The sequence below is a fragment of the Mucilaginibacter sp. RCC_168 genome, assembly GCF_041355315.1.
Lineage (GTDB): Bacteria > Bacteroidota > Bacteroidia > Sphingobacteriales > Sphingobacteriaceae > Mucilaginibacter.
On sequence record NZ_JBFUPN010000003.1, the window covers coordinates 285,642 to 299,790 of the forward strand.

12 protein-coding genes are annotated in these 14,149 nt (G+C 40.3%); 6 read left to right on the top strand and 6 right to left on the bottom strand.

Features of this window, described 5'->3' with window-relative positions; translation table 11 throughout:
* Positions 1-192: 192 nt before the first annotated feature.
* The 3 genes from AB6735_RS04075 to AB6735_RS04085 all read right to left on the bottom strand — a co-directional run bounded on the left by AB6735_RS04075 (position 193) and on the right by AB6735_RS04085 (position 3,400).
* A complete protein-coding gene (locus AB6735_RS04075) occupies positions 193-1,419 on the bottom strand; it encodes a phage integrase SAM-like domain-containing protein (RefSeq protein WP_370994563.1) in 1,227 nt (408 codons plus the stop codon).
* Between the two features lie 975 nt (positions 1,420-2,394).
* Positions 2,395-2,520 carry a hypothetical protein gene (locus AB6735_RS04080; protein WP_370994564.1) on the bottom strand — a complete coding sequence of 42 codons (126 nt, stop codon included), beginning with the start codon at positions 2,518-2,520 and terminating at the stop codon, positions 2,395-2,397.
* On the bottom strand, positions 2,501-3,400 hold the full coding sequence (locus AB6735_RS04085; RefSeq protein ID WP_370994565.1) for a LytTR family transcriptional regulator DNA-binding domain-containing protein: 900 nt from the start codon (positions 3,398-3,400) through the stop codon (positions 2,501-2,503). The genes AB6735_RS04080 and AB6735_RS04085 overlap by 20 nt, the downstream gene beginning before the upstream one ends.
* A gap of 331 nt (positions 3,401-3,731) precedes the next feature.
* Here AB6735_RS04085 and AB6735_RS04090 point away from each other — a divergent pair, with 331 nt between their 5' ends.
* The 3 genes from AB6735_RS04090 (at position 3,732) to AB6735_RS04100 (ending at position 5,199) form a co-directional block, all read left to right on the top strand.
* Positions 3,732-4,151, top strand: coding sequence for a hypothetical protein (locus tag AB6735_RS04090; RefSeq protein WP_370994566.1), 420 nt, complete (start codon positions 3,732-3,734; stop codon positions 4,149-4,151).
* A gap of 262 nt (positions 4,152-4,413) precedes the next feature.
* A complete protein-coding gene (locus tag AB6735_RS04095) occupies positions 4,414-4,722 on the top strand; it encodes a hypothetical protein (RefSeq protein ID WP_370994567.1) in 309 nt (102 codons plus the stop codon).
* A 78-nt stretch (positions 4,723-4,800) separates the two neighbouring features.
* Positions 4,801-5,199, top strand: a complete 399-nt coding sequence (locus tag AB6735_RS04100) for a hypothetical protein (RefSeq protein ID WP_370994568.1) — start codon at positions 4,801-4,803, stop codon at positions 5,197-5,199.
* Between the two features lie 57 nt (positions 5,200-5,256).
* On the opposite strand, the gene AB6735_RS04105 is transcribed toward AB6735_RS04100, so the two are convergent.
* The 3 genes from AB6735_RS04105 to AB6735_RS04115 are packed head-to-tail and all read right to left on the bottom strand — an operon-like array spanning position 5,257 to position 11,219.
* On the bottom strand, positions 5,257-6,627 hold the full coding sequence (locus AB6735_RS04105) for a RagB/SusD family nutrient uptake outer membrane protein (protein WP_370994570.1): 1,371 nt from the start codon (positions 6,625-6,627) through the stop codon (positions 5,257-5,259).
* Between the two features lie 31 nt (positions 6,628-6,658).
* Entirely contained in the window at positions 6,659-9,853 is a 3,195-nt protein-coding gene (locus AB6735_RS04110) for a SusC/RagA family TonB-linked outer membrane protein (protein WP_370994571.1), read from the bottom strand.
* 40 nt (positions 9,854-9,893) lie between these two features.
* Entirely contained in the window at positions 9,894-11,219 is a 1,326-nt protein-coding gene (locus tag AB6735_RS04115; protein WP_370994572.1) for a thioredoxin domain-containing protein, read from the bottom strand.
* A 698-nt stretch (positions 11,220-11,917) separates the two neighbouring features.
* On the opposite strand from AB6735_RS04115, the gene AB6735_RS04120 reads away from it, so the two are divergent.
* Genes AB6735_RS04120 through AB6735_RS04130 form a run of 3 tightly spaced genes read left to right on the top strand, consistent with a single transcriptional unit; the run spans position 11,918 to position 13,848 of the window.
* Positions 11,918-12,232, top strand: coding sequence for a helix-turn-helix transcriptional regulator (locus tag AB6735_RS04120; RefSeq protein WP_121198998.1), 315 nt, complete (start codon positions 11,918-11,920; stop codon positions 12,230-12,232).
* 33 nt (positions 12,233-12,265) lie between these two features.
* Complete coding sequence (locus tag AB6735_RS04125; RefSeq protein WP_121198997.1) at positions 12,266-13,330, top strand: ATP/GTP-binding protein; 1,065 nt, start codon at positions 12,266-12,268, stop codon at positions 13,328-13,330.
* Positions 13,327-13,848, top strand: a complete 522-nt coding sequence (locus tag AB6735_RS04130) for a hypothetical protein (RefSeq protein ID WP_370994573.1) — start codon at positions 13,327-13,329, stop codon at positions 13,846-13,848. Before AB6735_RS04125 ends, AB6735_RS04130 begins: the two co-directional genes overlap by 4 nt.
* Positions 13,849-14,149 lie beyond the last annotated feature (301 nt).

The window sequence follows — 14,149 nt, forward strand, 5'->3', positions numbered from 1 at the left end:
ATTACCCGGAAGACAGTGATGGCGAAAGCTCATTTCAAAAGCATTACTACCTATCACAGGTGTATAGAACACCTTTGTAAACTGGGATATATATCGTATTTACCTACATACGATTCCTATCAAGGAAGTTCAGTTGAAATTAAATTGTAGGATCAACAAAATCTTGCTGACCCTACTAATTCAAATTAATATTTAATAATTTTTGCCCGTTAATGTATCCTCCAGTAAAAGCATATCCTGGCTCACTTTATAATTTTGCATCTTGGCGTAATGCTGCGTCTGCCTTATAGACGAATGGCCAAGCATTTTTGATACCGTTTCCATTGATACGCCATTGTTAAGCGTTACCGTTGTGGCAAAAGTATGCCTGGCAATGTGGAAGGTGAGTTCCGTATCTATTTTGCAGGTGTCAGCGATCTCTTTAAGATAGGCGTTCATTTTTTGATTAGTCAAAACCGGCAAGGCATAGCCTGAATCAGCGCACCTGCTGTGTTCCCGATATTGCGACAAAATCTTTCTCGCCTGACCTAATAACGGTAGGTGAGATGCTGAATTTGTTTTTTGACGATTGATAAAGATCCACTCTTTGCCGTCTACTCCCTCTTTAATGTCCGACCTTTTTAAATTCTTTACATCCGCGTAGGCGAGTCCCGTATAACAGCTAAAAACAAAAATATCCCTTACCAAACTAAGGCGTTCGGCATCAAACTGCTTTTCTATTACCCTCTTTAACTCTGACTCCGTTAAGGCGATTTTTTCTACCGTTTTCTTCGTTAGTTTGAAGTTGGCGAATGGATCGCCGGGGAGCCAGCGGTTTTTCACACAGATCAACACTACCTTTTTGAAATTTGCCAAGTATTTCATGGTTGAGTTGTGATTACATTTTCTGACGGTCTTTAACCAGAAAGCGTACTGTGATATAAATTCATGATCTAATTCTTTGATCGGTTTATCGTCCACCTTATACATCCATTTAATAAAATCCCTGGTATGCTGCTTGGATATCTCATATCGGCCGATTGTTCCGGGAGCGAAGTCTATGCCTTCCAAAGCTTTCATTTGATCATTATGGTGTTTAAATACCTCCAGGATCATCCTTGGCTTTTCAGTTACACCATTCATGACATCTTTAATAGCTTGCGCCGAAATAGGCTTGTCGGAATCGTTTAAGGACCGTTTAGCCTGATACACCATTTGTTCCAAAGTATCCAGATAGTAATTTAATTCCTTTGTGGCTTCCTTATTTCCAATTTCTCTCCCCGCACCGGTGTTCCACCTTGATAGTTCACATTTGCGTTTCGTAGACAGTTCAGTGGCCTTCCCATCCACTGTGATTTTTAAATAAATAGATCTGTGCGTTTCATTTTGATTTTTAGGTTGTTTTAAGAAAAACATCAATCCAAAGCTTTTTTCCAACATGACACATTAATAAAAAGTTAAACAAAATTACGTTTATGCATGCTGCATCACAAGATGTCCACGCCGTAAACATGCTGTAATACAGTTTGTTACAAGCCATTCGTAGAGTCTTTTTGTTTTTTTAGTCGATTTTAAAAAGACTCTACGAATGACGCAATTGAGTTTTGCGATTGTATGCGAGTTTTGGTAGGTAATGGAAAAGAAAAAGCCCTTTAATCATACAATTAAAGGGCTTCTTACACTTTTAAAATGCTTCTGGCGGAGAGTTAGGGTTCAGAACCTATGTGCTCTACGCTTTACTGACGCTGTTTTTGGCTATTTTTTCGAAACTACTCTACGAATGACGCAGTTTCTATTGTTTTGCCTTATGGCGGAGAGCTAGGGTTTTGTAATACCTCTAAATGGGGTTGATAACCAATGTCTTATAAGTGGGATAAAGGCTTACGCACCGAATTACGCACCACTTTTTTGCTACAGATTAATTGCAAATCTTATTACATAAAGATACGAATTAATACAATATTTATCAAATTATATGCTTTGTAATTTAGCAATTTGGGTTTGAAACTTCAAATAAGGTTCAGTAGGTCTTGACCGGCTTTTAAGATGCTTAGAATACAAACGCTATACAGATTGCCGCATTTCCTTCATTTGCGTTTTAAAATCCCTGTAAGGCTTAAAAAACGGAATATGGTGGTATAATGAACCGACAGTCAAACCCAACCCGCCCCCTGGCTGTAAGAGCGGACATGACCGCCTTGCAAGTAATTACGCACACCAACCCATTTTCATCGCTTAGCCACCAAAAGCGCGTAGCCGGGTCAACTGTCAAGGCCGGACGGGGCCGCTGAAAGCGAACAACTCCCGTCCGCTCGTTATAGCCTTGACGGTTGATCCCGGCGTGGGCTATCTTTGCGACTGCGGTGTAATTGGGTTCTCTTTCTTTTTTCACCAGCGAGGGGAAAAGCAAGTCGGTTATGAGCGCAGCGAATTTCCGTCTTGCTGCGCGAGGTGAGGCGGGCGGTGGCAGGTAACCCGGCCTATCGCGGGTGGCGTGCTGCCGCTGGCCACAACCGGGGCATTAGTTTTTGTCTTCGTCATCGGTTAACGACCGGATCTGATTTTTGATCCATGCCTCAACCTCTTTCTTTGCCTCCTTGCTGACTTTGGCGATTTCATCGCATGGGGGTATCAGTTCCAGGGTCATACCCCGGTCGGGATGTTTTCTCGTTCTATCGACAGCATCTCGGGTGATGATGAAATTGCGGCTGGCCCGGCAAAAGATTTCCGGGTCGAGTAGCTTTTGTACTGCGTTAAGTGATTCCCAAAAAATGACCGAACTGGCATCGTGCCGCCGGAGCACCAAAGGGCCTGTTTCCGTGCGATAGATATAGGCAATATCGCTTACCCGTACCCGGAGTTCTTCCTTTTCTTCCGAAATACGCAGGTACAGGTAGTCGGCATAGGATGGCTGCCGTTCTATTTCCGTTACAGCTATCTCTTTTGCTGATTTCTCCTGATGGTGATAATAGAAATTGCAGAAAAGGTATAAGCCGTTAAAGTTAACGGCCATATTGATGATCTCTTTAAGCATATAGCCTGTGTAGGCATAACGTGCGCTATGCTGATCGAACGGAAAAAATAGCCAGCTGACCAACAGGGATGCGATAACAGGAAGCGGTAAGCCTAATAAAAGCTGCCACACGAGCCTTAACCAAAACTGTGTCTCCCAGTCATACTTTTTATCGAGCCGCTTACAGATCCAGTTAATGATAATGATCTGCCCATTAGCAATAGTAAAGAGCGCGATAAACGAATAAATGAACCACCCATGAGTAACCAACTTAAAGAACGGTTCCGGCGGTAATGGGCATAACGCGTAGGTACCGGCCAAAAAAGTCAGCAGCAGCAATAGTGGGCTATTAGGATATGGCCCTTCCCTTAAATGTAAACGTAACCATGCCACTGCGCTTTTTCTCATCGGCTTAAGTTTTTACCCCCGGCGATGAAGCGGTCATTGGCATTTATTCCTGTTAGGTGTAGCGTAGACTGCTTATGATATTTTCATCAGCGGGTGGATATTAACCTAAAATTACAAAATCAACCTAAGCGAAATTGCTTACTCTGGCGGATTCAGCAAAAAAGTTGACGGTTCAACCCCTGTTTTTGTACGTTTCACATAAAATAATTCAACCGAAATGAAAAAAAGTGCCCGTTCAGGTCTGTTTTTGTCCGTTTCGCATAATTTGGTTCCACCCACCTGAAAAATTTCAGCAAAAACCAATATACCTTTGTATTAAGCAATTAACCACATGGCAACAACGAATCTTCAATCGGATGGCGATGACGGGGGGCAAGAGGTTAACCGTTATGACGGGCATAACGAAAAGAAAAAGGCAAGCTGGCTGGCGCGGCTGCTTCGGGTTTACATGCGTATCCCGTTACTGCGGATGATCGATCCGGTCAAGCTGTGCGTGTTTTTATTGATCATGGTGGTGGAGACAACGCTATTAAGGCTTTTCATGCCACCGGGCTGGCCGATTCCAGTGGTAACCTGTACTTGTGAAGACCAATACAGCGATACGACGCTGCAAGCGATGGCGAAAGCGGGGAATGAGGATGTTAAACGTTATCTGGCGCAAAAGGACAACCCGATCAATTGCGCGGGCAGGCGGAAAGAGCTATTAGACAAACTGGAAAAGGCAAAGCGTAAAAGCCAGCCAAAACGATAGGCGGGCGGTCGATAATATTAAAAATATGGATGGGGAATACCGGCTTTTCATAGCGCCCTTTCCGGGCGTAGAAGTGCATAGAGCTAAGATGATCGCCCCCTTCAATTGAAGCGATCATCAGTGCAGAAACCGGCGGTATTGGCAAGTTTTTACTGGAACGGCACAAGGAACGTTGGCACGACGATAAGTGCAAATAAGCAAACAGGGCAGGCCATATCAAGGTCGTATGGCCGGGTTAAGCAAAGTGAAAAAATGTAAGCAGATGAAAACGTTAGATGCAGCAACAATCAGGGACATGGCAGAGGCAATAGCCTCCAAGACCATGCTGGCCGCTATAGCAACGCTATGCATCCGTTTCATCCTGAAGTACATGGCTGTAGGTCTGTGTTATTACCATAACATCCGGCCTTTTCTTTATCGCGCTTACGCCCAAAAGAGAATTGCTAACAAAAACATCCATGACCGTAAGTTTGCCTTATTCACGGGTTGCACCGAACAAGGAGATACCCCACCAATAGAAATGAAAAAGACCAGTCTGAAGCAGACCGGCCTTTCTCTCGGGCAGCCGTGACGGGCTTGCCTTAAAAATTAATTAACCTAATTTTCAAGTTAAAGGTACGCATTTCCTGTAAAATGCATAATACTGCTTATGGCAACTTCACAAAAAAAATGGCAACGCGCCATTTCATTTATAGCATTGTTTTTTGCAATTGTAGGTATCGGCTTTGTTGTTAAAGCTGAAGGTAATAAAACTGCTGATTCCAAAGGAAATTCCGCAGTTAATAATTCAAACCACCACAAAAAAACTGTGCGCAAATTTACGACAGAGGTTTGGTATTACACACCTGATACCGCTCCCTCCGGTTCTGCCATTTATACCAGTAGCAATTATACAAGCACGGAACCTGACAATTGCGGCGGGGCAACCACTGTGCCTTGCGAAATCTCGTTTACGGAGAACGCTAATTATTCAACATTAGCGCAATATCTTTCGTATCAGCAAGCGCATAGTTTGCCTGTGAATATTGTTAGCTTTAAGGACTTATAAATAATTTATAAACCTTAAATAAAACGAGTATAGTGTATTTACTATACTCGTTTTTATTTAGCGCGGATTCTGTGGCATTCCAGACAATGCAATCACGTCTTCAGGAATGGGTAGCGCATACTTTGGGTCATTTGGCGGCAAAGTGTAGGTTTGTCCGTTTACCGTTCTCGTTAAAGTAATATTGGCACCGTCTTTATTTAAACGCTTCAAGTCCATCCATCGTAAACAGCGATATAGCAGTTCCTTTCTTCTCTCTACCAAAATAATATTTAAGGCATCATTTGCTGTTGCGGCACTCAAAGGAATGTACGCAACTTTGTTAGAATATCTCGTTTTCAATAGGGTGTTCAAGTCAGCCATAGCTTGCGTTGTACTTCCCTGCCTTGCTGCACATTCGGCCCGTATCAGGTAAACTTCGTCCGTTGCAATACCCCCAAACAGGCCATTACTTCCTTCGTAACTGCCTTTAAATCCAAAACTGCCATCACTGTTCTTGCTGAAAAAGACAGCTTTTCGCAGATCATTGCCGGAATAAGAGTTGTAAAGATCAGCTACAATTTTTGCTCTGACCTTACTAAGGTTCGGCGGTACAGGTACGAAATTTTCTACAAGCACTTCTGCGTTGAACTGTTTGAATGGAAATGTAGCGGTTGCTGAAAGAGTGTTGTAATCTATCAGCGTATTGCTTAATTGCAAACAAGAATCAGCGTATAAACCAGCTTTATTATAATCCCGCATAAATAGGTAGGTTCTGGCTAACAAAGCATAAGCCGCAGGTTTTGATGAACGCATTACCTGAAGTGGTTTTACAGGTAGTAGACGGATAGCTATATTGAGGTCATTTATAATCTGTTTGTAGGTTTCTGCAACCGATGACCGAACCGATGGTTTATTGAAGTCCGGGTCTAATCTTAACGGCAGTCCCAGGTCGGTCGATGCCGTATTCGGATCATAAGCCAAGCACCAAATCGCTGCGGCTTGTAAAAAGGATTGTGATCTCAAATACAATGCTTGACCTTTGGCATTGTCCCAATCGGCTGCATTAGCGAATGACCTTTCTATACTGCTAAGGCTCAACAGACTGGTATTAGCAATATTAACTACGTCGTATAATTGCCCCCATGTATTTGGCGAGGTCGTAAACAGGTGATCCTTCGCCCAAATATATATTCGCTGATTGTCCGGGTTGGTTAAAGCCGACCAATCGGCATCTTTCAGGTAATAATTATCGGCACTTGATTCGCATGCAGATGCGCCAAAGTTGTTCACCCTCGGATAATAATCTAACAATGCCTGCACATCTCCGACTGTGGACGGCACAACCAATTTACTATCCGGTTTGGCATCCAGGTATTTTTTGCAACTATAAAATGAACCGCTAACCAGTCCGATATATAGTAAAATGATAGTTCTTTTAATATTTGACATAACTTTATTTTTATGATATGAGTTATAAACCTTAGAATCTTCCTTTGATGCCTAAGCTGATGGATTTAGATGGCGGTATAACCGAACTGTTATAATCCGGGTCAACAGGAGCATGAGTTGCTTTCCAGATTATTCCTAAATTGTTAAGCACAATGAACGCTTGTAGCCTATTGAAGCCGCTGGTTGATGGTCTAAGCTTAAAGGAATAATTGATATTGATGTACTGGAGCCTGATGTTGTCCGCCCTGTCAACCAATACCTCCGACCCATTATAAAATGCATCGCGGGCCGGGTCGGCGGGATAGGTCATTGACGGCACATTGGTAGTCTTCTCATCACCGGGTTTCTGCCAGCGCAGGCTATAATCAGCATGTCCTGCGCTATTGGCAAAAAGAGAAGAATAACTGATTGATTGCCTTTGAAAATAGTAGCCAAACTTATATAGTACCCTTGCGGTAATGGACAGATTCTTATACGAAACTGTATTACCCATTGAACCAAAAATAACAGGGAATGCCGGGCCATTATATTTTAAGTCATTTATCGTGGTGCCGCTCCCGGTTATATTCAAATAATCTTTACTGACCTGCCCGTTGAGATAGCCCTGCGGGTCGCCCGTGGCCGGGTCTAAGCCAGCCCATTTATAGGAAAATATGGAATAAACCGGTTTGCCGACAACGCCAGCAATTAATTGTCCGCCGTTCACGAAATTGCTGCCTTGATAAGAACTTAAATAATAGTTGGTAACCTTATCCCGATAATAGCTCAAATTAATACTGGTCAACCATTTAACTGCCCCGTTGAAGTTGATGGAATTAAGTTCCAGATCGGCACCATTGCCCTGCATACTCGCTACGTTTTTAACAATAGTAGTATTAACCAAGCCTACCGTATAATCTACAGGCACACTACCAAAAAGGTCAGTGGCATTTTTACGGTAATATTCCAGGCTTCCAATTATCCTGTTATTCAGCATTTTAAAATCAAGACCAATATTTAAGATACCGACTTTTTCCCATCTTAAATCGGGATTGTAAAATTTGTCAATCACCGCTGTAGGTGTCTGTGTATAGGGTGAGGTAATATTATAGGCAACTGTCGTAACTGCTGTTGCATCAGGGTTTATATTGCCGCTGAAACCGTAAGTGGCCCTCAATTTTAGATAAGGAATAAGCTTACTGTTATAAAACTTCTCTTTTGATATATCCCAACTCAATCCCGACGACCATAATGGTGTCCATTTATTATTAGTAGAAACACCAAACAGGTTTGAGGCATCTCTGCGCCCGCTAAGTGATAGCGTATATTTTTCATCATAAGTTAGCGCCGTGTTTGCATAAGTGGATACATAGCGGTTTAGATTTTTAAGAAAATCAACGTTGGATGGAATAAAGCTGTAAATACCCTGAATGTAAGTCGGATAAGAATTAGCGTAATCTACATTGGTTGTCGTTAAGATGTTGCCGTCATAGCCATATACCCGATAGCTGTTTTGATTTGATGCCTTTTGGCTGATTTCACCGCCTGCAATGGCGTTGATGTCAAATTTGCCGCTTGTCTTGTTGAAATTTAATTGTCCTCTTACATCATTTGAAGTGATATTATTGGTAGAAAGATCGTAGATGCCTCCTTTCGGAATTACCTTAAGAACGGTATTATAGGTCGGGTCAATTTGCGTGAACTGGTTAATCAAATTGCGGGTATAATAACTGTTCGCATCATAAAGGATATTGTTTGTGATCTGCTGTTTCTCAAACTGGTATTTAACATCCGCGTTCAGCCATGATGTTATTTTGTAATTTAAGCCAAGATTGGCTAAAAGGTCATTACCTTTTATGGCATTATTTACATGCTGGTAGTCGGTGAGCGGGTAATAGTTCCAGTCTAACAACTTTCCGCTACCCGCTGAATTGATATAGCTTAATCGGTAATCTTTTGCGATGGGTAGCGCGTTGCCGTTTGCATCTGCTATTTGTGTATAAGGCGGAATACTGCCAATACTGGTTGATATATCGGAATAGGACGGTTTACCGCTTGTGTTATTCGTCTGCGTGTACAATGCCCCGATAGATAGTTGGAGATTTTTAGCGAGGCTAAAAGTGTTTTGAGTTCTGATATTAAGCCGGTCATTTTTGGCGTTCAATTCATTAATATTCTTATCATATCCTGCAAAAACCAACCAGGCTATATTATTGCTTCCGCCGTTGATATTAACCGAATATTGCTGATTAACGGCTTTCTGATAAAAATATTTATTCAAATCATTTCGGATATCAATATTACGAAGCGCATTAATCTGTCCAGTTGCAGCCGCTTGGGAAAGCTGGCCGTTCTGTTGTTTTAGTAGGATTTCATATACAGGCGAAAAGGGCGGATGACTTGTGCTGGCAGTATCAGAAAAACGATAACCTTTACTAAATAAAAACTGCTCTACATTGATGAAATCGGTAGATGACATCTGCGGCAGATAGAAAAGATTAGGCTTTTCCGTAATAGTCGTTATGGCATTTCCTTCAACTGTTGTTCTTTGATTGAATTTCCCTTTTTTAGTAGTAATAACAATTACACCGTTCCCTGCTTTAGTGCCCCAAACTGATGCAGCGGCGGCATCTTTCAAAATGGTAATATCCTGGACATCATTAGGGTTAATATTATTGATATCGCCATCATAAGGGAAATTATCGACTATGATCAAAGGCTGCTTCACACCTTGTATCGTACTAAGTCCGCGTACCATAAGTTGAGCAGTATTTCCAGCCGTTTTTCGGGACACGGAAACGCTGTTGGCTACTGCCTCCAACCTGCTGATAACATCGGTACTGACCTGTTCATTGAATGTTTTATTATCAATTTGTGTAAATGAACCTGTTGCCCTTTCTTTTGGTAAGGTTTGATAACCTGTGCTAACCGTGACTTCTTTTAATTGCGCATAAGTGCTTTTCATCGAGATTAACAATTGTGATGAGTTAGCGGAACTTACAGGCATTGCTAAACGTTCATAGCCTAAGTGAGTCACAACTAATGTATCTGCACGGGTAAGAGGTATTGTGAAATGACCATCTATATTTGAGATTGTATATTGAGCATTTTTTTTAAGGATAATCGAGGCTCCCTGCAAGGGCTGGTGAGAATCTTTGTCAATTATAGTTCCTGTAATTTTTGTCGTCTGTGCTGAAGCATACAAAAGATCTAAAATCAAAATTATAATAAGGTATATTTTTTTCATGTGGGGTGCGGTTTAAATGAGAATGAATTTTGTTACCCATTCAATTAGTGATCACATAAATTTCTATGGTGCGTTTTTGCCGTGTGAGGGAAAAGCCATATCTTTTTAAAGAAGTATTTAATGAATTAATGTCATCCATTCCTGCGGATGGAAGAATCATATTTACTGGCGTTGGGTAATTGGTTTCGTCCATCACTATGGGCATCGTGTCTTTAAAAGAAGGGTAGTAATTCAGGTAATCTGTTAGTTCCTTTGCTGTTGTATTAGTGACAACCAAACTGTCTTGCCGTTTATTTAAGCTAATGGCTTTTGCATCTCCGGCGTGAGGGAGTGCCGTGATTTTTTTAGAACGGGACAAGACATAACAATCCATGACACGCTGTTCTTTTTTTCCATTCAGTTGAAAATACAGATTAAGGTCTGATAGCATTTTTGCGCATACCCGATCTTCCGGTTCTGTATTCAATGTGATCAGTTCGTAGGAAAAAAGATTATCCTTACGCCAATTGCCCATCTCATCACTTCTGACATTTTTATTTTGATATGGAAACTGCCGTCCATCCTTTGTATCTACCAGAATACGGTTTGGTGAACAATTAAATGCAAACTGGTACAGACTAATTAGAGGCCTGTTTATAAAATAATACCTTTTCCTGTTTCCGTCCTCGTAAATGTTTTTTGAACTGACCAATCCCGGCAGGTAACGCATTATCATGCTGGTGGTCAACATGGCGGAATCGGCCTCTTTGCCCAAATTTGTCCTGAAAGATTTGTGGTAATCAAAGCTGATCCGATCAGATTTGACAACAAATGAATGCGCCGGGTCTTTTAAAACAGCAGCGATGTTTTTCCCTGTAACTTCATAAGAGTCAGTAGATGCCAATATCTTTCCCTGATAAATCCACACATAATGAGGTAGTATGTTGTGTGGAAATAATTTGTCAAGTATCGTGTCATTAGCAATGGTAGGTACTGAAAATAAAGTAGCTTTTGTTGTTAGCATACGTTTGAATACGGCATCTATTTTGGCTTTAGTATCTCGTGTGCGTTTTGCATTAACGAGTAAGATTTTGACATCTTCAGCACTGGTGCTCAAAGAGTCAAGTTTGGGAAAAGCGTTAATACATGAGCTACACCATGTAGCCCAAAAATCAAGAATGATTAATTTTTTATTGCGGTAATCATTTAGAGTGATAGTTTTCTTACCCGTGCGTTCATTGATGACCTGTAAAGGTATTTTCCAAATAACTTCGGAAATAGTATCACCAATGGAAAGAGGTTCTATAATATTATTTCGGCCCTGTGCATTGGCATTAAAATTTAAGCAAAGCGTGGCCAATACTATGGTGAGTAGCGTTTTTTGCATAGTGGGTTCAGGGTTAAAAACCTGCGACCGGCTATGTTAATTGCTTTTACACCCGGCTCACGGGTGGTTAGATAATCAGAAAATGGAGCGGTCAGGCTCTTTAAAAAAGGGGAATTATTATATAGGGGCTTTCGGTTTCAGGGGAAAGAGCATTTGTTGCGGGCTGATACCGGATGGGATCGCTTTGTAAAGAAAAATAAACAAACTATGCCTGGCCTTAATATTGAGGCCCTCAATTTCTTTGTAAAATTTAGATATGGCTTGTTGTTTCATATTTCAATCAGCAAAAAGACTAACTGATAATACGAGCCTTCTTATTGGGAATTATACATAATCAGAATACTACAGTCATGGTTCCCAACTTATCGTTCTATAGCTGAATATGGGCATCCCTGCTTCTGATGTTGTGTCCATTTACAATGCTAATTTTCAAAATAAGGCTCGAAGCGAATGCTTTAATTTCATTTTAAAGTATTCGCAAAATCATCAATTCTATTCTGGGATTTATATCAATACATCATTTATTTGACCGATTGGATCACATAATGGCAAAACAATTCCCTTTAACAAATATAATTAATTGACTTAATAAATCAATTAATATACTCAATAAATCATTTAATTGATTCAATAAGAATTGCAAATACTTGATTTTCAGAGATTTAATTTTAATTTATATTTGATGGAATAAACAGTTAATGAGCGGAAACAAAAATAAGATTTACAGAATTGGGGCTGTGCTTGCAGATAAAGGAATAGATAACAAGGTTTTAGCTGAGTTAATGGGCGTAAAAGCGGAAACTGTTTCAAGATGGTGCAATAATGAAATTCAACCCAAGCCTGATAATTTGTACAAGATCGCACAACTAACCAAAACCAATCTACAAGACCTGCATATTGCAACTTTAGATTGGCCGCCAGGCCTTTCAGCGGCAGAACTTGCCCAAACTGAATATGATGCCAAGCAAAAGGCCGAACGCCAAAAGAATTTGAAAAACAAAAGTAAAGGGTAGTTCAACTGTTAGGAAACGTTTTAACTAAATAAAATGATCAAAACCATCACCATAAAGAACTTCTTCGGGTTTAAAAACTTTGAGGCCAAAAGGTTGACAAATGTGAATGTTATCATTGGTGCAAATGATAGCGGTAAGACTGCAATATTAAAATTATTTTATGGTATCTCTAAGTCACTGGAAGACTTTACCCAAAAAAACGCGCACAACCCATCACCTTATAAAAGATTACTTTCAGAAAAACTCATCAATACTTTTCAGCCCCGTAAAAACGGATTGGGTGAATTAGTTACCAAAGGGTCGGGTGAAAAGCTGAGTGTTAATATCACTTATGAGGGAAAAAGTAAGCAACAGATACAGTTTTCCTTTGGTGAAACCACGACAAACAGTATTGTAGACTGTACTGAAAACAACCATATAGAAAGTTTCGCTGATCAATATAACGCGCTTTTTATCCCGGCAAAAGAGGTTTTAACTGCATTCGATGCTATCGCATTGACCAGGGAGCAATACAACATGATAGGATTTGATGATACCTATTACGACCTTATTCTCGACCTTCGGGTTCCTACCCAACAGGGCAATGTTAACTCGGAATTGAGAAATGTAAATAGCGATCTTGAAGCATTATTTGAAGGTGTCATTACACAAGGGCCAAAAGATAATCCTTTTATATTTAAAAAGGGCAAGACTGAATTTAGTATGCCATTAACGGCTGAGGGTATCAAAAAAATCGGCATTCTTACTACCTTAATCAAAAACAGAAAGCTAAGAAAAAATACAGTATTGTTTATGGATGAGCCGGAAACAGCTTTGCACCCCAAAGCTGTCCGTAACCTTGCTGAAATGATCGTATTGATGAGTAAGGCTGGGGTACAGATTTTTATCACAACACATAATTATTTCCTCATTAAGCAATTGGCCATTATCGCCAAAAGGGACAATACCGACATCAATTGCTTTTCTTTAAATAAAGTTCAAGGCCAGCCTATCGGTTATACATTGGGCAATATGAAAGATGGTTTACCTGAAAATCAGATCATCGATGAGGCGTTAGCCATGTTTAATGAAGAAATTATAAATTCTTTAGGAATATGATGCCGCATTCAGAAAATGGTGTTCAAGTGCATTTTCCAGATAATAATTATTTCTTTTTTGGCAATTGCGCGGCGTATAAAGTCATCAGTGCCCATTCTGTCAAGGAAATGGATATTTGCTGGTTGGATACTACTTTGAATACGCTTTGGTGCGTGGAATTAAAAGCATTTGATGACCCCAGCAATGCGAAATTTTTACAGCAGGACTTATCAAGTGGTGGGATTGTTAAATATTGGATAGACGAACTGTATAAAAAGACTTTGCATACACTTTGCATGTTGGAAACTGACAGGTCAAATACCAACTCCTGCATAGTTCAGGGAATTACTGATCAAACAATCTTTAAGTTGGTACACTTAATTAATGTTCTACCGGGTCAGGAAACATGGTTACAGTTTATTCAAGATGAGCTACGAATCATGTTGAAACCTATCTTAGCTATTTATAATGTCAATTCTTTAACCGTTATTCCTTATTCCCTCGCTAAAAATAAAGCGATCTTGCCGTGGATTGTGTAGTGTTTAATATATTCATATTGTCTGTTGTATAAGTAATAAAGGCAAGTCAGCCTATTGGTAAGTTCAACTGATTGTTGGTAAAAAAACCAATCAAATAATAAGAATCAGATTTAACTTTTAAGAAAATTTGCAAGAATTTTTAGTTGGTTGCAACAACGAATTTTCGGCACCCCGATGGACTTATAGGTAGTAATTACCCTCTGCGATTATGGCGCTTTGCGCCATAATCGTATTGGCTACCATAAAGTTTTTACGTTTTTGGCTGTTTTCCGTTTTGCACTTTTTCGGTGCCATAAAGAAC

Excerpts from the sequence above, each read along its gene's own strand:
- AB6735_RS04110 (WP_370994571.1), bottom strand. The coding sequence starts at position 9,853 with ATGAAAAAAATATACCTTATTATAATTTTGATTTTAGATCTTTTGTAT.
- AB6735_RS04130 (WP_370994573.1), top strand. The coding sequence starts at position 13,327 with ATGATGCCGCATTCAGAAAATGGTGTTCAAGTGCATTTTCCAGATAAT.
- AB6735_RS04085 (WP_370994565.1), bottom strand. The coding sequence starts at position 3,400 with ATGAGAAAAAGCGCAGTGGCATGGTTACGTTTACATTTAAGGGAAGGG.
- AB6735_RS04075 (WP_370994563.1), bottom strand. The coding sequence starts at position 1,419 with ATGTTGGAAAAAAGCTTTGGATTGATGTTTTTCTTAAAACAACCTAAA.
- AB6735_RS04100 (WP_370994568.1), top strand. The coding sequence starts at position 4,801 with ATGGCAACTTCACAAAAAAAATGGCAACGCGCCATTTCATTTATAGCA.
- AB6735_RS04080 (WP_370994564.1), bottom strand. The coding sequence starts at position 2,520 with ATGACGAAGACAAAAACTAATGCCCCGGTTGTGGCCAGCGGCAGCACG.
- AB6735_RS04090 (WP_370994566.1), top strand. The coding sequence starts at position 3,732 with ATGGCAACAACGAATCTTCAATCGGATGGCGATGACGGGGGGCAAGAG.
- AB6735_RS04105 (WP_370994570.1), bottom strand. The coding sequence starts at position 6,627 with ATGTCAAATATTAAAAGAACTATCATTTTACTATATATCGGACTGGTT.
- AB6735_RS04095 (WP_370994567.1), top strand. The coding sequence starts at position 4,414 with ATGAAAACGTTAGATGCAGCAACAATCAGGGACATGGCAGAGGCAATA.
- AB6735_RS04125 (WP_121198997.1), top strand. The coding sequence starts at position 12,266 with ATGATCAAAACCATCACCATAAAGAACTTCTTCGGGTTTAAAAACTTT.
- AB6735_RS04120 (WP_121198998.1), top strand. The coding sequence starts at position 11,918 with ATGAGCGGAAACAAAAATAAGATTTACAGAATTGGGGCTGTGCTTGCA.
- AB6735_RS04115 (WP_370994572.1), bottom strand. The coding sequence starts at position 11,219 with ATGCAAAAAACGCTACTCACCATAGTATTGGCCACGCTTTGCTTAAAT.